19 protein-coding genes are annotated in these 20869 nt (G+C 64.5%); 5 read left to right on the forward strand and 14 right to left on the reverse strand.

The window, feature by feature from the left end; translation table 11 throughout:
• Nucleotides 1-70: 70 nt before the first annotated feature.
• From MYCSP_RS15380 to MYCSP_RS15395, 4 genes are all read right to left on the reverse strand, one after another.
• Nucleotides 71-1318 carry a type I restriction endonuclease gene (locus MYCSP_RS15380; protein ID WP_235629486.1) on the reverse strand — a complete coding sequence of 416 codons (1248 nt, stop codon included), beginning with the start codon at nt 1316-1318 and terminating at the stop codon, nt 71-73.
• A gap of 123 nt (nt 1319-1441) precedes the next feature.
• Nucleotides 1442-2443, reverse strand: coding sequence for a ketol-acid reductoisomerase (gene ilvC, locus MYCSP_RS15385; RefSeq protein ID WP_207547367.1), 1002 nt, complete (start codon nt 2441-2443; stop codon nt 1442-1444).
• A gap of 57 nt (nt 2444-2500) precedes the next feature.
• Nucleotides 2501-3004, reverse strand: coding sequence for an acetolactate synthase small subunit (gene ilvN / locus MYCSP_RS15390; protein WP_083015398.1), 504 nt, complete (start codon nt 3002-3004; stop codon nt 2501-2503).
• Entirely contained in the window at nt 3001-4845 is a 1845-nt protein-coding gene (locus MYCSP_RS15395) for an acetolactate synthase large subunit (RefSeq protein ID WP_083015401.1), read from the reverse strand. Before MYCSP_RS15395 ends, ilvN begins: the two co-directional genes overlap by 4 nt.
• Before the next feature lie 233 nt (nt 4846-5078).
• On the opposite strand from MYCSP_RS15395, the gene MYCSP_RS15400 reads away from it, so the two are divergent.
• The gene (locus MYCSP_RS15400; RefSeq protein ID WP_207565770.1) at nt 5079-5501 is read left to right on the forward strand and encodes a PH domain-containing protein; all 423 of its coding nucleotides are present in this window, start codon (nt 5079-5081) and stop codon (nt 5499-5501) included.
• Here MYCSP_RS15400 and MYCSP_RS15405 read toward each other — a convergent pair.
• The 3 genes from MYCSP_RS15405 to MYCSP_RS15415 are packed head-to-tail and all read right to left on the reverse strand — an operon-like array spanning nt 5498 to nt 8615.
• Nucleotides 5498-6724, reverse strand: a complete 1227-nt coding sequence (locus tag MYCSP_RS15405; RefSeq protein WP_083015404.1) for a saccharopine dehydrogenase family protein — start codon at nt 6722-6724, stop codon at nt 5498-5500. The genes MYCSP_RS15400 and MYCSP_RS15405 overlap by 4 nt on opposite strands.
• 2 nt (nt 6725-6726) lie before the next feature.
• Nucleotides 6727-8112 (reverse strand): aspartate aminotransferase family protein, encoded by a 1386-nt coding sequence (locus tag MYCSP_RS15410; RefSeq protein ID WP_088414228.1) that lies wholly within the window; start codon nt 8110-8112, stop codon nt 6727-6729.
• The gene (locus tag MYCSP_RS15415) at nt 8109-8615 is read right to left on the reverse strand and encodes an Lrp/AsnC family transcriptional regulator (RefSeq protein ID WP_083015408.1); all 507 of its coding nucleotides are present in this window, start codon (nt 8613-8615) and stop codon (nt 8109-8111) included. Before MYCSP_RS15415 ends, MYCSP_RS15410 begins: the two co-directional genes overlap by 4 nt.
• 123 nt (nt 8616-8738) lie before the next feature.
• Between MYCSP_RS15415 and MYCSP_RS15420 the strand changes: the two genes are divergently transcribed.
• Nucleotides 8739-10214 (forward strand): gamma-aminobutyraldehyde dehydrogenase, encoded by a 1476-nt coding sequence (locus MYCSP_RS15420; protein WP_088415638.1) that lies wholly within the window; start codon nt 8739-8741, stop codon nt 10212-10214.
• Here MYCSP_RS15420 and MYCSP_RS15425 read toward each other — a convergent pair.
• Nucleotides 10211-10681, reverse strand: a complete 471-nt coding sequence (locus tag MYCSP_RS15425) for a MarR family winged helix-turn-helix transcriptional regulator (protein ID WP_088414230.1) — start codon at nt 10679-10681, stop codon at nt 10211-10213. The genes MYCSP_RS15420 and MYCSP_RS15425 overlap by 4 nt on opposite strands.
• 77 nt (nt 10682-10758) lie before the next feature.
• On the opposite strand from MYCSP_RS15425, the gene MYCSP_RS15430 reads away from it, so the two are divergent.
• A complete protein-coding gene (locus MYCSP_RS15430; protein WP_088415639.1) occupies nt 10759-11931 on the forward strand; it encodes an FAD-dependent monooxygenase in 1173 nt (390 codons plus the stop codon).
• On the opposite strand, the gene MYCSP_RS15435 is transcribed toward MYCSP_RS15430, so the two are convergent.
• Both MYCSP_RS15435 and MYCSP_RS15440 read right to left on the reverse strand, forming a co-directional pair.
• On the reverse strand, nt 11928-13622 hold the full coding sequence (locus tag MYCSP_RS15435) for an APC family permease (protein ID WP_083015420.1): 1695 nt from the start codon (nt 13620-13622) through the stop codon (nt 11928-11930). The genes MYCSP_RS15430 and MYCSP_RS15435 overlap by 4 nt on opposite strands.
• 119 nt (nt 13623-13741) lie before the next feature.
• The gene (locus MYCSP_RS15440; protein WP_070909874.1) at nt 13742-14548 is read right to left on the reverse strand and encodes a DoxX family protein; all 807 of its coding nucleotides are present in this window, start codon (nt 14546-14548) and stop codon (nt 13742-13744) included.
• A 70-nt stretch (nt 14549-14618) separates the two neighbouring features.
• Between MYCSP_RS15440 and MYCSP_RS15445 the strand changes: the two genes are divergently transcribed.
• On the forward strand, nt 14619-15812 hold the full coding sequence (locus MYCSP_RS15445; protein WP_070909873.1) for a PQQ-dependent sugar dehydrogenase: 1194 nt from the start codon (nt 14619-14621) through the stop codon (nt 15810-15812).
• Here the strand turns inward: MYCSP_RS15445 and gatB are convergent.
• On the reverse strand, nt 15809-17308 hold the full coding sequence (gene gatB, locus MYCSP_RS15450) for an Asp-tRNA(Asn)/Glu-tRNA(Gln) amidotransferase subunit GatB (RefSeq protein ID WP_083015423.1): 1500 nt from the start codon (nt 17306-17308) through the stop codon (nt 15809-15811). The two genes, MYCSP_RS15445 and gatB, sit on opposite strands and share 4 nt — an antisense overlap.
• Nucleotides 17309-17414: 106 nt before the next feature.
• Here gatB and MYCSP_RS15455 point away from each other — a divergent pair, with 106 nt between their 5' ends.
• Nucleotides 17415-17798, forward strand: coding sequence for a hypothetical protein (locus tag MYCSP_RS15455; protein WP_083015426.1), 384 nt, complete (start codon nt 17415-17417; stop codon nt 17796-17798).
• Between the two features lie 94 nt (nt 17799-17892).
• Here MYCSP_RS15455 and MYCSP_RS15460 read toward each other — a convergent pair whose 3' ends face one another.
• The 3 genes from MYCSP_RS15460 to MYCSP_RS15470 form a co-directional block, all read right to left on the reverse strand.
• Nucleotides 17893-18924, reverse strand: a complete 1032-nt coding sequence (locus tag MYCSP_RS15460; RefSeq protein ID WP_070909870.1) for an ATP-dependent 6-phosphofructokinase — start codon at nt 18922-18924, stop codon at nt 17893-17895.
• Between the two features lie 46 nt (nt 18925-18970).
• Entirely contained in the window at nt 18971-19162 is a 192-nt protein-coding gene (locus MYCSP_RS15465) for a hypothetical protein (protein WP_088415640.1), read from the reverse strand.
• 155 nt (nt 19163-19317) lie between these two features.
• On the reverse strand, nt 19318-20814 hold the full coding sequence (locus MYCSP_RS15470; RefSeq protein WP_167346544.1) for a carboxylesterase/lipase family protein: 1497 nt from the start codon (nt 20812-20814) through the stop codon (nt 19318-19320).
• Nucleotides 20815-20869 lie beyond the last annotated feature (55 nt).

A 20869-nucleotide genomic window follows, 5' to 3' on the forward strand; every position in this document is an offset into this window, starting at 1 on the left:
TTGCCCTAGGGTCGGATTGCTGTCACGATCGCGACGAAGATGCGTGCTCAAATTGGAGCCCAAAGCCGACCTACTCGACTGTCGGGGTCAACCCGCCTTCCTCGTCCCCTAGCGGCGGGGCTGCCAGCGCGCCTCCGCTTTCGTATTGGCGGATCGTTTTCCTGATCTGCTCCGCAGCCACTGTGTAGATATCAACCACGGATTTGATATCCCGCCGAACCCCATCCTTACCACCCTCAAACGTGGTCACGAACTTCACGCTCTTACCATTCAGGTGCAGTCGAATGATCGGCTTTCGATTGTTATTATCCAGCAGTACTGCGAAGTACGACTTCCCATCTCGGTGATGAACACGTTCTGGGCCTACTTCTGATACCGCGATAGCACGCACAATGTTGAAGCCCTCCAGCTCTTCATCCGTGGTCACTACATCGGGATCGGCGACAACTGTTGCGAGAGCCGACTCTGCGTTGAGCACCTGTCCCGCAGGCACTTGCACCTGTGTAAGTGGTAGCGCAAGTTCGGTCGAACGATTCGGATCTGGCGCGTCATCCCCCAGCGCAGTTTTGAGCCTGCTATTGACCTGATCCCCCACATACTGATTCAGCGCTTTGGCCACCAGTGGGCGGAACTGTTCGAGGATTCGTTGAGTCGTCCGACCCTCGTATATACGATTTACGAAAAACCGCACCCATTCCTCAGAAGGTTCCTTCACCTCGGCTGCAATGATCCGCCGGATTCCGCCGATGTACTTCAGCTCTTCTGCGGCGCTGACCACGGAGTCGATGTCGAACGATTCCTTAGAGAATTTCTGAATCTCGGGAACCAAGGTGCGATCAATGTCAAGCAGGTCAAAAATCAGGAATGGCTTCTCGTCCATACGATTCGGAAGGTCACCGTCGGTGTAGACGTGGTACTGCTGACCATTCGTCAAGATCGCGATCCGGGCAGAAGTGACCGCAAAGTATCGGAATAGTTGGGAGGCATAACGGAGGTCTAGAGGATCACCGATCTTCTTGCACTCAATGAGGATCTGGACCTGGCCATCTTTGAAAATGGCATAGTCGACCTTTTCACCCTTCTTGACACCGACGTCTGCGATGAACTCCGGCACCACCTCCGAAGGGTCGAAGACGTCATACCCGAGCACATTCGAGATGAAGGGCATGATGAAAGCATTCTTAGTTGCTTCCTCTGTTTGGACCGAGTCCCTGGTGTCGCGAATCTTCTTCGCCAGGCTCGCAAGTCCGTCTGAAAACGCCAAAGCATCCACCCCTAACGTGACCAAAACGACGCCCTCTAGGCCGCTGCTGAGCACGATAGACGAGCAGCCGATCTAGCGTCCCAAAACTGATCGAGATAGGCATGGAGGAAGTTCACCCCACGCAAAAGCCCCCGTCACTCCGAAGAGTGCGGGGGCCTTGCGTTAGACAGCTAGAGACTAAGCGGTCTCGGTGATGGGCCGGTCGACCCAGCTCATCAGGTCGCGCAGCTTCTTGCCGGTGACCTCGATCGGGTGCTCGGCGTTCTCCTTGCGCAGACCCTCGAGCTCCTTGTTGCCACCCTCGACGTTCGCGACGAGGCGCTTGACGAAGGTGCCGTCCTGGATGTCCTTGAGGATGTCCTTCATGCGCTGCTTGGTGCCGGCGTCGATGACGCGCGGACCCGACAGGTATCCACCGAACTCGGCGGTGTCGGACACCGAGTAGTTCATGCGGGCGATGCCGCCCTCGTACATCAGGTCGACGATCAGCTTGAGCTCGTGCAGCACCTCGAAGTACGCCATCTCGGGGGCGTATCCGGCCTCGACCATGACGTCGAATCCGGTCTTGACCAGTTCCTCGGTGCCACCGCAGAGCACGGCCTGCTCACCGAACAGGTCGGTCTCGGTCTCTTCCTTGAAGTCGGTCTTGATGACGCCGGCACGGGTGCCGCCGATGCCCTTGGCGTAGGACAGCGCCAGGGCCTGGCCCTCGCCCTTGGGGTCCTGGTGCACGGCGATCAGCGCGGGCACACCCTTGCCATCGACGAACTGACGACGCACCAGGTGGCCGGGGCCCTTCGGGGCGACCATGGCGACGGTGACGTTGGCCGGAGGCTTGATCAGACCGAAGTGGATGTTCAGGCCGTGGCCGAAGAACAGCGCGTCGCCATCCTTGAGGTGCGGCTCGATCTCCTTGGAGAAGATCTCGGCCTGCGCAGTGTCAGGCGCCAGGATCATGATGACGTCGGCCCACTTGGCGACCTCTTCAGGAGTGTCGACCTCGAGTCCCTGCTCGGTGACCTTCTCGCGCGACTTGGAGCCCTCGCGCAGACCGACCTTCACCTGAACGCCGGAGTCGCGCAGGCTCAGCGAGTGCGCGTGTCCCTGGCTGCCGTACCCGATGACGCCGACCTTGCGGCCCTGAATCAGGGTCAGGTCCGCATCATCGTCGTAGAACATCTCAACTGCCACAGTGCTTTTCCCTTCTTACTTCTTCTCTTAACGTCTTTATGACTTTTACTTGGCGGCGGCGATGGACCGCGGGCCACGCGACAGCGCGACCACGCCCGATTGCACGATCTCCCGAATACCGTACGGGTCGAGCATCCGCAGCAGTGCATCCAGCTTGGACTGGGTGCCCGTCGCCTCGATGGTCACCGACTCCGGCGACACATCCACGACCTTGGCGCGGAACAGGTTCACCACTTCGATGACCTGTGCGCGCACCGTCGCATCGGCGCGCACCTTGACGAGCATGAGCTCGCGCGCCACCGAATTCTCCTCGTCCTGTTCGACGATCTTGATCACGTTGATGAGCTTGTTGAGCTGCTTGGTGACCTGTTCGAGCGGAAAATCGTCGACGGTGACGACGATTGTCATGCGCGAAATATCTTTGAGCTCCGTCGGGCCCACCGCCAGCGAGGCGATGTTGAAGCCGCGACGGGAAAACAATGCGGCGACGCGGGCGAGCACACCGGGGCGGTCCTCGACCAGAACGCTGAGGGTGTGGGTACTTGTCATTCGTCTGCCACCAATTCGTCGTCGTCGAACAGCGGCCGGATGCCCCGGGCCGCCTGGATCTCGTCATTGCTGGTGCCCGCGGCGACCATCGGCCACACCTGGGCATCGGCACCGACGATGAAGTCGATGACCACCGGGCGATCGTTGATGGCGCGCGCCTCTTCGATCACCTTGGCCACGTCTTCCTCACGCTCGCAACGCAACCCGACGCAGCCGAGCGCCTCGGCCAGCTTCACGAAATCGGGGATGCGGCGCGAGTGTGTGGCCAGGTCGGTCTGCGAGTAGCGCTCCTCGTAGAACAGGGTCTGCCACTGACGAACCATGCCCAGGTTGCCGTTGTTGATCAGCGCCACCTTGATGGGCACGCCCTCGATGGCACAGGTGGCCAGTTCCTGGTTGGTCATCTGGAAGCAGCCGTCGCCGTCGATGGCCCACACCTCGGCCTCGGGCCGCGCCATCTTGGCACCCATGGCCGCGGGAACCGCGAAGCCCATGGTGCCCAGGCCGCCGGAGTTGAGCCAGGTGCGCGGGTTCTCGTACTTGATGAACTGCGCGGCCCACATCTGGTGCTGTCCCACACCGGCCACGTACACCGCGTCGGGTCCGGCGATCTTGCCCAGCGTTTCGATAACGAACTCCGGGCCCAGGCTGCCGTCGTGCTGGGCGTCGTATCCCAACGGGTACGTCTTGCGGATACCCGAGAGGTACTCCCACCACTCGGAAAGAGGATCCGCCACTGTGCCAGCAGCTCGGTCCGCCCGGATGGCCTCGGTCAGCTCGGCGATGACGTTCTTCACGTCACCGACGATCGGCACATCGGCGTGGCGGTTCTTGCCGATCTCGGCGGGGTCGATGTCGGCGTGGATGACCTTGGCATCCGGCGCGAACGAGTCCAGCTGTCCGGTCACCCGGTCATCGAACCGCGCACCCAACGTGATCAGCAGATCGCTGCGCTGCAGTGCGGCCACGGCACCGACCGTGCCGTGCATCCCGGGCATACCCATGTGCAGCTCGTGGCTGTCGGGGAATGCACCGCGCGCCATAAGGGTGGTGACGACGGGGATGCCGGTCAGTTCGGCCAATTCCTTGAGTTCCGGGGAAGCATCCGCACGGATGACACCGCCACCGACGTACAGCACCGGGCGCTTGGCGGCGGCGATCAGCCGGACCGCCTCACGAACCTGCTTGCCGTGCGGCTTGGTGACGGGCTTGTAGCCGGGCAGATAGATCTGCGGCGGCCAGCTGAATGTGGTCTGCGCTTGCAGGATGTCCTTGGGGATGTCGACGAGCACCGCGCCGGGGCGACCGCTCTGCGCGATGTAGAAGGCCTCGGCGATCACCTTCGGGATGTCCTCGGCGTTGCTCACCAGGAAGTTGTGCTTGGTGATCGGCATGGTGATGCCCGAGATGTCGGCTTCCTGGAAGGCGTCGGTGCCGATGAGGCCCCGACCCACCTGCCCGGTGATGGCGACCACCGGGATCGAGTCCATCTGCGCGTCGGCCAGCGGCGTCACCAGGTTGGTGGCTCCCGGACCGGAGGTGGCCATCATGACGCCGACCTTGCCGTTGGCGTGCGCGTAGCCGCTGGCGGCGTGCCCGGCGCCCTGCTCGTGACGCACTAGGACGTGGCGGACCTTGGTCGAGTCGTAGAGCGGGTCGTACACGGGCAGGACCGCACCGCCGGGAATGCCGAAGATGACCTCGACGCCGAGCTCCTCAAGCGACCGCACTACCGACTGCGCGCCGGTGACGCGCTGGGGTGCGACAGTGTTCGATTCCGGAGCTGTTTCTGGGGTCCGCCCAGAAGCAGAAGCCGGCTTGGGCTTTGCGGGAGCGCTCATTGGTGGTCTGTCCTCTTGTTGTGGCCGTACTGAAACCTATGGCAACAAAAAACCCCCGCCAGCGGTCTGCTGTACGAGGGTTGCGCGTCGAGTGTGCGCGAGTTGCCTTGGACTCGGGCTACGCGTCGACGCGCATACCGATTACTACGAGCAAGGCGTGGTTGTTCACATCGCGCACGGTAGTCGTTTCTGGAGGTCCGAGTCAAATCCGATCCATCAGGGACACTGTGTGTATGGGAGAGACGAAGCGAACCCCGGATGAGCCGCCGACGCGAAGGCCGACAATCGTGCGGATATCGCCGATGGCGCATTTCATGTCCGGGTTTCTTGCGCTCGGCATCCTGGCGTTCGTCCTGTATCTCCCGATTCTCGCGCCACTGCTGGCCGTCCCCGTCGTCATCTCGTATGCGATTTACCGGTATCAGACCGCGGTCGACACCGAATCGGTGCAGGTGCGCACGCTGACGACGGTCCGGACGCTGCCCTGGACCGAGGTCAAGGGGCTCGGATTCGACAAGCACGCCTGGGCCCATGCCCAGCTCGTGGACGGCACGTCGCTGCGGCTTCCGGCCGTCACCTTCTCGACGTTGCCGATCCTGTCGGCGGCCAGCAACGGCCGCGTGCCCAACCCGTATGAGGGAGTCACCCGCGACTAAGCGGCGACCCGTTCCTGGATGCCCCAGGGCGCACCGAAGGTGTTCAGCCGATCCAGGAACGGCAGGCTGTCGAAGGCCTCCGGTCCCAGCACGCCGGTACCGCTCCAGGCACCCTCGGCGAGCAGCTCCAGGGCCACGACCGGATTGACGGCGGTCTGCCACACCACGCACTGCGCACCATCGCGGGCCATCGTCCATTCGTTGTCGACGACGTGGTGCAAATAGACCTCGCGCGGCTGGCCGTCCTTGCCCGTGCCGGTGACCCAGAGGCCCGCACAGGTCGCCCCACGCATCAGGTGTCCGAGCCCGGCCGGGTCCGGCAGGCAGGCCGCCACCACATCGCGAGGACTCACCGCCGCGGCACCGCCGTTGGCGTGCACACTGACCGGGTCGGTGCTGTCCAGCCCGACCAGGTGCAGGGTGCGCAACACGTTGATGAACTCGGCACCCAGGCCGTATTTGAAGGTGACCCGCCGGGCGTTGACCCAGCGCGGCATGAGCACCACTTCCTCGTGCTCGACGTTGACGCATTCGACGGGGCCGATGCCTCCCGGAAAGTCGAAAACCTCCGGCTCGCTGAAGGGCTCGGTGGTGAAGAACCCCTTGTCGCGCTCCCAGATCAGGGGCGGGTTGAGGCATTCCTCGATGGTCGTCCAGATGGAGAACGACGGGGCGAACCGATACCCCTGCACCTCCAGGTTGGATCCGTCGCGGGTGCCCAACTCGTCGATCTCGGAGAACAGGTGATCAGCCGCGTACCGGGCGAACACATCGCTGAGGCCCGGCTCCACCCCGATGCCCACCAACGCCAACAACCCTGCGGTCTGCCACTTTTCGGCGGCCGCGAACTGTTCATCACCGAGCATCACGCCGGGCAGCTCATAGGGCTTGTCCGGGTGACGGTGCGACAGGCTCATCGCCATGTCGAGGTAGGTCACGCCCGCGGCATAGCACCCGTCGAAGACGCCCATGACGTATCGGGGGTCGACCGCGTTGAGCGCGTGGGTAATTCGATGTTCCCGGCACAGGGCAGCCACATCTTGCGCCGACGATGCGTCGATGCGGGCGGCCGTGAACCGTGGATCGCCGAGACGATCGACCACCTTCTGCGCCCGTGCGATGTCGTAGTCCGCGATCACCAGGGCTTCGAAGAACTCCCGCCGCGCCGCGATGAACGCAGCGGCACTACCCACTCCCCCGGCACCCACGATGAGGACTCTCATGGCTATAACCGCGCCCATGCCTCGGTGAGCACCCCGCGCAGGATCTGCTCGATCGCCTCGAACTCGCGTGGGCCGCTGATCAGCGGTGGCGCAAGCTGAATCACCGGGTCGCCACGGTCGTCGGCGCGGCAATACAGCCCCGCGTCCCAGAGCGCGGCCGACAGGAATCCACGCAGCAGCCGCTCGCTCTCCTCGCCGCTGAACGTCTCCTTGGTGACCTTGTCCTTGACCAGCTCGATTCCGTAGAAGTAACCCTCACCGCGCACATCGCCGACGATCGGCAGATCGTGCAGTTTCTCCAGGGTGGAGCGGAACACCGGGGCATTCTCACGCACCCGATCGTTGAGCCCCTCACGCTCGAAGACATCGAGATTGGCCAATGCCACCGCCGCCGAAACGGGATGGCCCCCAAAGGTATACCCATGCGGGAAGGTGGTCTTGCCGTCGTCGAACGGCTCGAACAGCCGGTCGGTGGCGATCATGGCCCCGATGGGCGAGTAGCCGGAAGTCATGCCCTTGGCACAGGTGATGATGTCGGGCTGATAGCCGAAATCCTCACAGGCGAACATCGATCCGATGCGACCGAACGCACAGATCACCTCGTCCGACACCAACAACACGTCGTACTCGTCGCAGATCTCGCGCACCCGCTCGAAGTATCCCGGCGGCGGAGGGAAGCAGCCGCCCGCGTTCTGCACGGGTTCAAGAAAAACAGCGCACACCGTCTCCGGCCCCTCAAATTCGATGGCCTCGGCAATGCGGTCGGCGCAGTAGCGGCCGAATGCCTTGGGGTCGTGGGCATACGGCTCCGGCGCGCGATAGAAGTTGGTGTTCGGTGCGCGGAACCCGCCCGGAGTCAGCGGTTCGAAGGGCGCCTTGAACCCGGGCAGGCCGGTGATGGCCAGCGCCCCCTGCGGGGTGCCGTGGTAGGCGATGGCCCGCGAAATCACCTTGTGCTTACCGGGCTTGCCGGTCAGCTTGAAGAACTGCTTGGCCAGCTTCCAGGCACTTTCCACTGCTTCTCCCCCGCCGGTGGTGAAGAAGACCCGGTTCAAGTCACCCGGCGCGTACCCTGCGAGGCGTTCGGCCAGTTCGATCGCCGGCTCCGTGGCGTAGGACCACAGCGGAAAGTAGGCGAGCTGTTCGGCCTGGCGCGCCGCGGCCTGCGCCAATTCGGCGCGGCCGTGTCCGGCCTGCACGACGAAAAGTCCGGACAGGCCGTCCAGATAACTGCGGCCGTGCTCGTCCCAGATCCGCACTCCCTCACCGCGGGTGATAATCGGCGGCGCGATACCGGCACCATGACGGGCGAAGTGCCCCCACAGATGCCGCGACGCCTTCGCGTCTAGGTCGCCGGAAGCGTCTTGTGCTGCATGGACGGTTGTCACCGTGTTCCCCAATTGTATTGTTGTTTCACTAGTTTCAGATAGACTAGAGTTTCCGTTGAGGTCACTCCCGACACCGCGCGGATCTGTTTGTTCAACAGATCGAGCAGATCGTCGTCGTCCTCGCAGACCACTTCGACGATCGCGTCGAAGGTGCCCGCGGTGAGCACCACGTAATCGACCGCCTCCAACTCGGCCAGCCGATCAGCCACCTCGGTGGTGTCACCGGAGCATTTGATGCCGATCATCGCCTGACGTTTGAATCCGAGCTGCATGGGATCGGTGACCGCGACGATCTGCATGACGCCCGCGTCGATCATGCGTTGCACGCGTTGTCGCACTGCGGCCTCGGAGAGCCCTATCGACTTTCCGATGGTCGCGTAAGGCCGCCGCCCGTCCTGCTGGAGTTCCTCCACGATCGCCTTGGAGACGTCGTCGAGCTGGAATGCCGCGGATCCGTTGCCCGGGTCCGCGACCCGCAGCAGTCGTCGTGTCGTGTTGGCCACGAGCTCGATTGTGCACGGATTCCGTCTATTTTCGCAACGATTTACGACGAATTGACAATATCAACGGATCTTTGACGATGGAATCCGTGGCCTTAGTCCGCGATGTTCGATACCGTGGGCGAGGTGAGCGCCCCCAGTAGCTGGATCAACGGCCGACCCGTCACAACCCGTGGAGACACCCACCGCGTGATCAACCCCGCGACCGGTACCACCGTCGCGGAACTGGCCTTGGCCACCCCCGATGACGTGGACTCCGCGGTGGCGGCGGCCCGGGCCGCGGGTCCCGGCTGGGCGTCGTCGACACCTGTCGATCGCGCGGGCGTCCTGGCCAAACTCGCGGCCACGATGGCCGCCAGTGCCGACACACTGGTGGCCGAGGAGGTCGCGCAAACCGGCAAGCCGGTGCGCCTGGCCTCCGAATTCGATGTGCCCGGCAGCATCGACAATGTCGAGTTCTTCGCAGGTGCGGCAAGACATCTGGATGGCAAGGCGACGGCCGAATACTCGGCCGACCACACCTCCAGCATCCGGCGCCAGGCCGCCGGAGTGGTCGCCACCATCACCCCCTGGAACTACCCGCTTCAGATGGCGGTGTGGAAAGTGCTGCCTGCGCTGGCGGCGGGGTGCACGGTGGTGATCAAGCCCAGCGAGCTGACACCACTGACGACACTGACCCTGGCACGCCTCGCCGCCGAGGCCGGGCTGCCCGACGGCGTGCTCAACGTCGTCACCGGGCGTGGCGATGACGTGGGCGACGCACTCGCGGGTCACCCCGATGTGGATCTGGTGACGTTCACCGGCTCCACCGTCGTGGGCCGGAAGGTGATGGCGGCAGCGGCCGTTCACGGCCATCGAACACAATTGGAGCTCGGCGGCAAGGCGCCCTTCGTCGTCTTCGACGACGCCGATCTGGACGCCGCGATCCAGGGCGCGGTCGCGGGGGCGATCATCAACTCCGGCCAGGACTGCACGGCCGCCACACGGGCCATCGTCGCCCGCGACCTGTACGACGACTTCGTCGCCGGCGTCGGCGAGGTCATGGGCAAGGTGATCGTCGGCGATCCCCTGGACCCGAACACCGATATCGGACCACTGATCTCGGACGCACACCGCGTCAGGGTGTCGAAGATGGTGGACCGCGCACCGTCGCAGGGCGGCCGGATCGTCACCGGCGCAAGCTCCCCCGATCTGCCGGGATCTTTCTACCGACCCACGCTGATCGCGGACGTAGCCGAGACCTCCGAGGCCTACCGTGACGAGATCTTCGGCCCGGTGCTCACCGTGCGCGCCTTCACCGATGACGACGATGCGCTACGGCAGGCCAATGACACGGCCTACGGCCTTGCCGCCTCCGCCTGGACGCGCGATGTATACCGCGCGCAGCGGGCATCACGGGAGATCACGGCGGGATGCGTCTGGATCAACGACCACATCCCCATCATCAGCGAGATGCCCCACGGCGGATTCGGCGCCTCCGGATTCGGCAAGGACATGTCCGACTACTCCCTTGATGAATACCTCACCATCAAGCACGTCATGAGCGATATCACCGGCGTTGCCGAAAAGGACTGGCACCGCATAATTTTCGCGAAACGCTAAGTCCGCACGTCCACGTTGCCGTTGATCAACGCCGCGAGCCTGGTGAGGCTGCCGGTGATCACGCGCCGATCGGCACTGGTCAGCTCCGCGAAGACCTCATGCTGCCGAGCCCGAAAGGCCGACTGAGCCTTGATGACCCGCGCACGCCCGGCGGTGGTCAGGCCCACCAGCACCAAACGATCATCGGATGACGAGCGAGTGCGCTCTACCACACCGCGTTCTTCCAGTTGCTTGAGCGCTCGGGTGGCCGTCGGCACCGCCACCCCCGCCGTCCCGGCGAGCTGACTGACCGACATCAGCTGCCGGTCGAGCAGCGGAGCCAGCAGCTCGAGCTGCGAGCGGCTCATGCCTGCCTGCGTGCCCGCGGGCGACGTTCGACCCCGGCGCATGGCGAAGTACAGCGCATCCGTGGCCGCAACAAGCTCTTCGATCTCGCGCGCACTGTTCCCACTCGGTAGTCCTGGCACCCCACCAGTCTAAGGGTTAGCATGATAATAGTTAGCATGCTAACGTTATGAACGGAAGCCAGTGGAAGGAAGGACACATGCGGGTAGCGATCATCGGCGCCGGAATTGGCGGGCTCACCGCGGCAGCGGCATTGCGCGCCAACGATATCGACATCGTCGTCTACGAGAAGGCACACGAACTGCGCGAGGTGGGTGCGGGCGTGGTCGTGGCGAGCAACGGCCTGCGCGCGTTCGACGAAGTGGGCCTGGGTGATCGCGTACGCACCGTCGGCACGCCGATCGGGCGCACGTTGTGGCATACGTGGCAGGGAGAGAGCGTTCCGGTACCGCCCGGGTGGCCCGCGGTGAGCCCCGATCGTCCGGTGACCTCACTACCGGTACACCGCGGCGAGCTGCAGCGGGCCTTGCTGGGTGCGTTACCCGAAGGAACCGTCCACCTCGGCCGCCCCTGCCATGACATCGTCGAGACCGCGGACGGGGTGCGCATTCTTTTCGCCGACGGCACGCACGAGATCGCCGACCTCGCAGTGGGGGCCGACGGCATCCACTCGGCGGTGCAGCGTGTGGTGGCCGATCCGGTCGAGCTGTCCAGCGAGGGCATCATGGCCTACCGAGGCCTGATTCCTGTCGAACGCCTCGGCGGCGCGATCCATCTGGATTCCATGCAGATGTGGCTCGGCCCCGGACGCAGCTTCCTGATCTATCCCGTCTCGCAGGGCCGGCTGCTCAATGTGGTGGCCTTCACCGCAAGCAATCTCGATGCCGAGGAATCCTGGACCGCCCCCGGCGATGTCGCGGAGTTGGCCGCGGAATTCGCGGGGTGGGACCAGCCGGTCCAGCGAGTCGTCGAGGCAATGACGGAGACCTTCCGCTGGGGCCTGTACGACCGAAAGCCGTTGAACCGCTGGACCACCGATCGCATAGCGCTTCTCGGCGACGCGGCCCATCCGATGACACCGCACCTCGGACAGGGCGCGAACATGTCGATCGAGGACGCCGTGGTGCTGGCCACCGTGCTCGCCGACGCATCGGAGAGCGACATCCCCCGCCGACTGGCCCTGTACGAATCACTGCGGCGCGATCGCACGTCCCGGGTGCAGCGCAACGCGCGTCAGTCAGGCAGTGTCTATCGCTCCGTCGATCTGACCGCACAGCAGCAAGCCGCGCGGCTCACCGAAATCCTGGCCGACAACTGGATTCCCGACTATGACGCCGCCGGAGCGGCCGGGGTGGCGCTCGCCGGACTCTAGTCCTTGGTGAATTCCTCACCCGTCTGCGGGTTCACCGCGACCTCGCCCTCCGGCAGGTTGGACAGATCACCGGCGATGACGGTCTGCTGTGCCTCGACCGCATCGGGCAGACCGAAATGCGTTGTGGCGGCAGCGGGTGCCAGCACCAGATCCGCGCTGCGCCGTGGCAGTGTCGCCCCCTGGAAGAACGGCGGAGCGGCCACCCGCCACAGCATCATCACAACGACGCCGAGCACCAGTGCGCCGATACCGACCACCGCCACCGCCCCGAATCCGAACACGGTGACGTTGTTGCCGGCGTCGTCGATGAGCCAGCTGGGCTTGGCGTACTGAATCAGCCCGTAAGCGAAGATGACCGTCAGCGCGATTCCACCGAGCAACGGGATCGCACCACGCATCATGAAATTGCGCGCACTCTGCGTGAGTGTCCGACGGTAAAACCACACACACGCGAATCCGGTGAGCCCGTAGTAGAAGGCAATCATCAGTCCGACCGATCCGATGAGTGCTGTCAGCAGGTTGGTGCTGATGATCGTAAAGAGCACGTAGCAGGTAATCGAGACCGCACCCATCGCCACGGTGGAAGTAGTGGGCGTCAGATACGTGCGATGGATCGATGCGAACGAGTCCGGCAGCGCCTTGTAGACACCCATCGACAAGGTGGTGCGGGCGGTGGGCAGGATCGTGGTCTGGGTGCAGGCCGAGGCCGACGTCAGAATAGACGCGGACAGCAGCAGCATCCCCACATGCCCAAGGAAGCTGTCGCCGAACAGCTCGGGACCAATGGCTGCGAACACGTCGGCGGCGTTTTCCTGATTGCCCAGGCCTATCCCCTCGGTGCCGACTCCCGCGAACGCCACCGCAGCCACACTGACCAGCGCATAGGTGGCCAGCAGCAAGAATGTGGACAGCACTGCCGCGCGCCCCGGCGTGCGTCCCGGGTCATCGGACTCCTCGTTACAAGCCACCGCGGTATCCCAACCCCAGTAAATGAAGATCGTGGTCAGCACGGCGGGTGCGATGACGGTGCCGAAATCCAAACCCCCGGGCCAGAACCAGGACAGCGAAGGCAGCAACGAATAGGCCTCGGCGTTGTGGGTGTAGACCTTGATCAGCGCGATGATTGACACGGCGACCAGAACAACCATCTCGACCAGTAAGAGCGCGTACTGCAGACGCACCGAGACTTCGATACCGCGATAACAGACGTACGTCATGATCACGATCCACAGAACGCCGGCCACCGTCGACCACAGGGTGCTGTCGGCCAGGCTTGCTGCCGCGGTCCACCCCAGATCACCGACAAACGTGAACGAATAGGCGCCCGCGATCTGGGCCAGGTTCGCCATCACGATGACGTCGGCGGCGATGATCCCCCAACCACCGAGCCATCCGACAATCGGCCCGAAGGTGCGCGAGGCCCAGGTAAAGGTGGTGCCGCAGTCCGGCTCGGCCTTGTTCAGCTCCTGATAGGCCACCGCGATCAGATAAATCGGGATGAACGAGATCAGCACGATGGCCGGCGCCTTGACCCCGGCGAGCAGGGCACCGCCACTGGCGACGATCAATCCCAGGGTGGCAGCCAGGCTGTAGGCCGGTGCCGTAGAGGCGAGCCCAACGACGACGCTGGAAAGCAGCCCCATCGCGCCGCCCTTGAGCCCCTTGCTCTCGACGGGGGTGTCTGAACTCATACGCATCTCCCTGCTCGGCGGACTGGGAGCAGAATACGTTTTCCGTCGAGATTTCGCCCAGCAAGAGCGGAATTCGTCATCAAAAACCGGTTTGGCACCGGATTCGGCGTAGTTGCCGATTAGGCCAGCGGATTTGTTCCGTTGAGGAAGACCCAGATGGCCGCTGCCGCGCCCAGGCCCAGCAACAGCGCCGCGAAGGAGCCCACAAATGGCCTGCGGGCCCAGCCGCGCCCGGCGTCAAACCCGTAACGACCAGGACCGACGAGGATCACCGCGATGATCGCGACGATCATCAGCAGCTCGAACTCATGACCGTCCGGCCAGAAGATCGCGTAACGATTCGCCTTGTCGGACACCATGTCGGACAGCAGTACGTTGACCATGAAGGCCAGTGCGGCCGCACCCGCCAGCGGCGTGAGCAGGCCCAGAACCAGCAGCACCCCGGCGCCCAGCTCCGCCGTGACGCCCACATAAGTAAGGATGTCGGCGTACTTGAAGCCGCGCTCTCCCAGAGTTGTCTCGAAACCGCCCAGTCCGGTCCCGCCCCACCAGCCGAAAACCTTGCGCAGTCCGTGGGCGATCAGCACCGCGCCGACGCCGACACGCAGCAACAACAGTCCGAGATCTTGAGTGCCGCGACGGTCGCCCGTCGGGTCCTGCGTCCCCCACGGCGCGGCATGTCGGGCCTGCACCGCCTCGGAGGATATTTGCGTGGTGGCAGGTTCGGCATAGGGCAGCGGCGCTGGATCGTACAACGGTCCAACCTCTTTCACGTCGTGGGAGCTCGTCAGCTTCTCCGCCTGGTAATGCGGGATTGCCGTGGTCTCGAAATCGCCGCCATAGGTGGCCGACGGCACATCGTCTTCAGGGTCGACCAGTTCAGGCGGCTTACGCCACACCTGTGGATCGTCTGAATGACCGGTCACGGCCCAAGAGTAAGTCCATTGGAGGCCCGAATGTGGCGAGCAACGCCGTAAGGTCCGTAATCTTGCGGTCATGCTCATTCGCTCCCGGAGCCGCAGAGTCGGCGACATCCGGCCAAATCCCGTAACGGGACCGACCAATGAGCCATCGGGGAAAAGACTGTTTGTCGGTTCGGTGGCGGCGCTGGCGGGGACGGTGACACTGCTCTCCGGTTGTGTACGGTTCGACCCCACGCAAGATCAGCCGTTCACCGAGGTTCCGCAGCGTGGGGTTGCGCAGACCACGACCACCCCGCCGCCGCCGTTACCGGGTAAGCCGTTTCCCAAGCAGTGCCCTGCCGACGGCGTCATGCAGGGATGCCTGGAGGCCACCAGCGGACTCATCATGGGCAGCGACGGCAAGACCGCCCTGGTCGCCGAGCGCGCCACCGGCGCGGTCAAGGAGATCGCCACGAGCGCCGAGCCGAAGGTCAAGACGACCATCCCCGTCGATCCTTCCGGCGACGGCGGCCTGTCCGACATCATCCTCTCCCCTTCCTACCAGCAGGACCGGCTGATGTACGCCTACATCAGCACCCCGACCGACAACCGGGTGATCCGCATCGCCGACGGCGATGTGCCTAAGGACATCCTCACCGGAATCCCCAAGGGCCCCACCGGCAATCCGGGATCGCTGGCGTTCATCAGCCCCACCACACTGGTGGTTCAGACCGGCACCGGCGGCAATGCGGCGGCAGCCAACGATCCGAACTCTCTGGCCGGCAAGGTGATCCGCATCGAGCAGCCGACCACCATCGACCAGGCCGCTCCGACGACCGCGATGAGCGGTCTCGGCGACGGCGGTGCCATGTGCGTCGATGCCGCCAACGGCACCCTCTATGTCACCGATCGCTCCCCCGCGGGCGACCGGCTGCAAAAGCTCACCAAGGACGGCAAGATCTCGACGGTCTGGACCTGGCCGGACAAGCCCGGAGTGGCCGGATGTGCGGCATTGGACAGCTCGGTGATGGTCAACCTGGTGTTCAACCAGACGACGGTCGTCGTGCGCCAGAATCCCGAAACGGGGGCGGTCACCGGGGATCCCGAGGTGCTCCGGCAAAAGGAGCAGCACGGTCACGTACGGGCGCTGAAGCTCTCGGCCGACGGAAACGTCTGGGGCGGTTCCATCAACAAAGACTTCGGTACCGCCACCCCGACCGAGGACGTGGTCTTCCCGCTGTTCCCGAAGGGCGGCGGATTCCCCCGCGCCAACGACGACCTGGACTAGCCCTGGCCGCAGGCCTTGAGCACCAGGTCCTTGACCAGCGCCGCATCGGCCTGCCCCTTGGTGGCCTTCATGACCGCACCGACGATGGCGCCCGCAGCCGCGACCTTGCCGTCGCGGATCTTCTGGGCGACATCGGGATTGGCGGCCAACGCCTCGTCGACGGCGGCCTGGATCACCGAGTCGTCGCGCACCACGACCAGACCGCGGTCGTTCATCACCTGCTCGGGTTCGCCCTCGCCGGCGAGAACCCCGTCGACCACCTGCCGCGCCAACTTGTTGGACAGCTTGCCGTCCTTGATCAGCGCGACGACGACGGCCACCTGCGACGGTGTGATGGGTAGCTCGGCCAGTTCGACCTCACGTGTATTGGCTTGCTGCACCAGGTAGTTGCCCCACCACGAGCGCGCGTCCTCGCTGCTGGCCCCCTCGGCGACGGTGGCCTGCACCAGTTCGACGGCGCCGTTGTTCACCAGGTCGCGCATCACCTCGTCGGAGATGCCCCACTCCTGCTGAATGCGGCCCAGCCGCAGCCAGGGCAGCTCCGGCAGGGTGCCGCGCAACCGCTCGATCAGTTCGGTGCTGGGCGCTACCGGCTCGAGGTCGGGCTCCGGGAAGTACCGGTAATCCTCGGCCGTCTCCTTGCGGCGTCCCGCGCTGGTGCTGCCGTCCTGCTCCAGGAAGTGCCGCGTCTCCTGGATGACGTCCTCGCCCGCATCCAGAACAGCCGCCTGGCGCCGCATCTCGTAGCGCACCGCCACCTCGACGCTCTTGAGCGAGTTGACGTTCTTGGTCTCGGTCCGGGTACCGAACTCGTCGGCACCGGTAGGCATCAGCGAGACGTTCGCGTCGCAGCGCATCGACCCGTGGTCCATTCGTACATCGGAAACGTCCAAGGCGCGCAACAGGTCCCGCAGTGCGGTCACGTAGGCGCGGGCGATCTCGGGAGCCCGCTCGCCGGTGCCCTCGATGGGCTTGGTGACGATCTCCACGAGGGGCACGCCGGCGCGGTTGTAGTCGAGCAGGGACTCGGTGGCGCCCGAGATGCGGCCGGTCTCGCTGCCGATGTGGGTCAGCTTGCCGGTGTCCTCTTCCATGTGGGCGCGCTCGATCTGCACCCGCCAGGTGGTGCCGTCGTCCAGCGGAACGTCGAGATAACCGTTGAACGCGATCGGCTCGTCGTACTGAGAGATCTGGTAGTTCTTCGGCTGGTCCGGGTAGAAGTAGTTCTTGCGGGCGAAGCGGCCCCACGGGGCGATCTCACAGTTGAGCGCCAGCCCGATGCGGATGGCCGATTCGACGGCCTTCTCGTTGACCACCGGTAGCGAGCCCGGCAGGCCCAGACAGACGGGACAAATCTGGGTGTTCGGCTCCGCGCCGAATGTGGTGGGGCAGCCGCAGAACATCTTGGTAGCCGTGGACAGTTCGACGTGAACCTCCATACCGAGCACCGGCTCGTATCGGGTCAGCACGTCGTCGTAGTCCAGCAGTTCTGTCATGCTGCGATCCTAATAGGTCGGCTTTGCCTGCCGAGCAGACGCTTATCGCACAGGAATCGCAGGTCGCGGCTGCGCGCCCCCTTCGTTCACGGGTACGGTCACCCTCATGAGCGGCAGCGTCGTGGTCATCGGCATCGATCCCTACGTGATCGACTTCAACAATCCCGAATTCGCCCGCACAGGCCTGACCGCCGACGCCATCCAAGAAGGACTGGACCAATCGGCGGCCATCCTGAACGCCGAGGGCTACACCGCCGAACTGTGCTTGATCAGCCTCGCGCCCGACGAGCTCACCGCGCAACTGAAGCGGGCACTCGACGCGCGGCCGTGGGATTGCGTGGTCATCGGCGCGGGCATACGCGCCATGCCGTCGAACCTCGAACTCTTCGAAATCGTGCTCAACGTGGTGCACGCGCACGCGCCGCACGCGAAGATCTGCTTCAACACCACGCCCACCGACACGGTGGCCGCCGTCGAGCGCTGGATCTGACCCAGCTCCCCACGCCGAGTGCATACCGCACGCAGGTGGATCGGGCCAATCACCTGCACCAGGTATGCGCTCGACGAGGAGAGCTCGCCACGATCTAACCGAAGAAAGCGGCGGCGTCCTCGTAACGATTCTTCGGGACCAGCTTGAGATGGCGGGTCGCCTCCGACAGCGGCACCCGGCCGATGTCCTGCCCTCGCAGCGACACCATGACCCCGTACTCGCCGGCGTGTGCGGCGTCCGCCGCGTTCACCCCGAACCGGGTCGCGAGCACCCTGTCGAACGGCGTCGGCGTGCCGCCGCGCTGCACATGCCCCAGCACCGTGGTGCGCACCTCCTTGTTGATGCGCTTCTCGATCTCCACCCCCAACTGCTGGGCTACCCCGGTGAACCGCTGGTGCCCGAACTCGTCAATTCCTCCGTCTCGCAGTTCCATTGAGCCCTCGGCTGGCTTCGCGCCCTCGGCCACCACGCAGATGAAATGCGAATCCCCGCGCTGGAAGCGGCCTTTGATCAGGCGGCACACCTCGTCTACGTCGTACGGCACCTCGGGGATCAGCGTCATGTGCGCACCCGACGCCAACCCGGAATGCAGGGCGATCCAGCCCGCGTGCCTGCCCATCACCTCGACCAGCATGACGCGCTGGTGCGATTCGGCCGTGCTGTGCAGCCGATCGATGGCCTCGGTGGCGATGGTCAGCGCGGTATCGAACCCGAAAGTGACATCGGTGCAATCGATATCGTTATCGATCGTCTTGGGCACCCCGACCACCGGCACGTTCTCGTCGGCAAGCCAACTGGCCGCCGTGAGGGTGCCCTCCCCACCAATCGGGATGAGCACATCGATCCCGTTGTCGTCCAGGGTCTGTTTGATCTGGTCCAGCCCGGCACGCAGCTTGTCCGGATTGGTGCGCGCGGTGCCGAGCACCGTGCCACCCTTGGTCAGCAGCCGATCATTGCGGTCGTCGTTGGCCAGCTGGATGCGCCGGTTCTCCAGCAGTCCCCGCCATCCGTCCTGAAATCCGACTACCTGCGAGTCATAGCGATTGGCGCAGGTTCGCACCACCGCGCGGATGACGGCGTTGAGCCCCGGGCAATCTCCTCCACCGGTAAGCACTCCGATACGCATGGCCCCATACTGCCGGTTTTGCACCAAAGTCTCGATCCGAACCGAGTCACCTACGCGGCACCACCACTGTCGGGCGTGTTTTGGTCGCCGGCATCGTTGCCGGGGGCGGCACGTTGTTGGGATCGGGAGCCGAGCTCAGATGCGGGTCATCGGAGTGGAAACAGGCACGGTCCGTCTTCACCGAACACATCGCCCGCTGCATCACGACAGACCTCGCCTCCGGGCCCGCTTCGGTCATCACCACCGACACCGCTGTCAGGGCGCCGGCAGCACCGACTATCGCCAGGAACATACGCAGCCGTTGCATACCCACCCACCGTACTCAGCGAATCCTGTGAGATTTCGTAACGCCTGACTTAGCCAATATCACCAGATACTGGGCAAATCGATGCGTTACGAGGCCTGCGGTCGGCGATCCGGCGCTCTCAGCAAGAAGCCGGCCCATATATCGCGGCGGTCGGCGCCCAAGTTCGGCTCGACACGCGTCTCACGGTCGAAGACCATCACCGGCCAATCCGGACCGTGATACGGCGGCCAATCGTCGCTGGGAGCACCGCTGCGTGCGAAGGCCACCCACCGCTGTTGCACCTCGTCGACGACTCGCGACGCGTCCCGATGGGTCAGACTGCCGGCCAAGATCGGGCCGGCAGGCCCCCGGTAGTTGCCGAAGACCGCGAGCAGCTCGGTGGCATGTGATCCCTTCAAACCGACGGCGCGCACAGGCCAGGGCGCGTAATCGAATTGGTAGACGTACACCGGTGCGACCTGTTGATGCGCCCGCGCGATCCGCCACACCGAGGATGTGAAGAACATGTCGCCCGCCAGCCGCAGCCGTGCGTCTTTCGACGGATATCCCGGGTAGGCCGCGACAATCCGTTCTCGATAGCCCGAGCCGCCGCGCACAAGGATCTCCAACTGCTCGGCTTCCGACAGGGGCATCACCTTGATCGCCTTGGTAAAGAGTCTGGCCTCATCGGCATTGCTGCCGATGATCAATGGAACTCTTTGCGCTTCACCGCGTTCCATGGATTCGACGGGAGTCCTTGGCAGATAATCACCATCGACGGAAGGCCCGAACGGAAACCCGCCCTCCGCGATCAACTTGTGCTGCGCCCGCAGGAGCTGTCGCGGCGAGGCATTCATGACGGTTGCGGCAGCGTTATCGGCCGTCGCGCCAAGGAGTTCGGCGAAACGCCGGGCATCGTGGGCGATCGAATCGGCATCGGCGGCCAGGCCACTCGCGGTGCTCTGGATGATCGCGCGATGGAACAACCCTGCCGCCGCCGGGGTCGCCATCAATGTTTCTACGCCACTGGCACCCGCGCTCTCGCCGAAGATGGTGACGTTGTCCGGGTCGCCGCCGAACGCGCGAATATTCTCGCGCACCCACTGCAGGGCCAACACGAGATCCCGCAGGTACAGATTGCTCTCGATGACGTGTTCGCCGTCGGACAGCGAGGACAGATCGAAAGCACCCAACGCACCCACGCGATAGTTCGCCGACACGTAGACGCATCCGCGACGTGCCAGAATCGATCCCTCGTAGGGCGGCGATGCGCTGGCGCCGAGAAAGTAGCCGCCGCCGTAGATGTAGAACATCACCGGCAGCGGACCCTCCGGCAATACCGAGGGCGTCACCACATTGAGTGTCAGGCAGTCCTCGCTGCGCCGCTTCTGCGGCGTGAACACCTTGGGCTGGTATGGCACCGCACCAAATCGCTTGCAGCGCCGCACACCTGCCCAGGGCTGAACCGGCTGGGGCGAACGCAAGCGCAGCGGCCCCACGGGCGGTTCGGCATACGGGATCCCACGGAAACGCCGCATACCGCGACGGACAAATCCCTCGATCTCACCGCTGTTGGTCGCTACACGTAGGGGCGCCGATGCCATGGGAGCGAACCTAGCCGGGGCCGCGGGCTCGGCGCTAGTCAACCGGCGACACGGA

Source organism: Mycobacteroides saopaulense (assembly GCF_001456355.1).
Taxonomy (GTDB): Bacteria; Actinomycetota; Actinomycetes; order Mycobacteriales; family Mycobacteriaceae; genus Mycobacterium; species Mycobacterium saopaulense.

What these genes read in the sequence shown, in the direction of transcription:
- MYCSP_RS15470 (WP_167346544.1), bottom strand. Translation starts at nt 20,814, where the DNA reads ATGGCATCGGCGCCCCTACGTGTAGCGACCAACAGCGGTGAGATCGAG.
- MYCSP_RS15455 (WP_083015426.1), top strand. Translation starts at nt 17,415, where the DNA reads ATGAGCGGCAGCGTCGTGGTCATCGGCATCGATCCCTACGTGATCGAC.
- ilvN (WP_083015398.1), bottom strand. Translation starts at nt 3,004, where the DNA reads ATGACAAGTACCCACACCCTCAGCGTTCTGGTCGAGGACCGCCCCGGT.
- MYCSP_RS15435 (WP_083015420.1), bottom strand. Translation starts at nt 13,622, where the DNA reads ATGAGTTCAGACACCCCCGTCGAGAGCAAGGGGCTCAAGGGCGGCGCG.
- MYCSP_RS15405 (WP_083015404.1), bottom strand. Translation starts at nt 6,724, where the DNA reads ATGAGAGTCCTCATCGTGGGTGCCGGGGGAGTGGGTAGTGCCGCTGCG.
- ilvC (WP_207547367.1), bottom strand. Translation starts at nt 2,443, where the DNA reads ATGTTCTACGACGATGATGCGGACCTGACCCTGATTCAGGGCCGCAAG.
- MYCSP_RS15400 (WP_207565770.1), top strand. Translation starts at nt 5,079, where the DNA reads ATGGGAGAGACGAAGCGAACCCCGGATGAGCCGCCGACGCGAAGGCCG.
- MYCSP_RS15465 (WP_088415640.1), bottom strand. Translation starts at nt 19,162, where the DNA reads ATGACCGAAGCGGGCCCGGAGGCGAGGTCTGTCGTGATGCAGCGGGCG.
- MYCSP_RS15445 (WP_070909873.1), top strand. Translation starts at nt 14,619, where the DNA reads ATGCTCATTCGCTCCCGGAGCCGCAGAGTCGGCGACATCCGGCCAAAT.
- gatB (WP_083015423.1), bottom strand. Translation starts at nt 17,308, where the DNA reads ATGACAGAACTGCTGGACTACGACGACGTGCTGACCCGATACGAGCCG.
- MYCSP_RS15460 (WP_070909870.1), bottom strand. Translation starts at nt 18,924, where the DNA reads ATGCGTATCGGAGTGCTTACCGGTGGAGGAGATTGCCCGGGGCTCAAC.
- MYCSP_RS15430 (WP_088415639.1), top strand. Translation starts at nt 10,759, where the DNA reads ATGCGGGTAGCGATCATCGGCGCCGGAATTGGCGGGCTCACCGCGGCA.
- MYCSP_RS15395 (WP_083015401.1), bottom strand. Translation starts at nt 4,845, where the DNA reads ATGAGCGCTCCCGCAAAGCCCAAGCCGGCTTCTGCTTCTGGGCGGACC.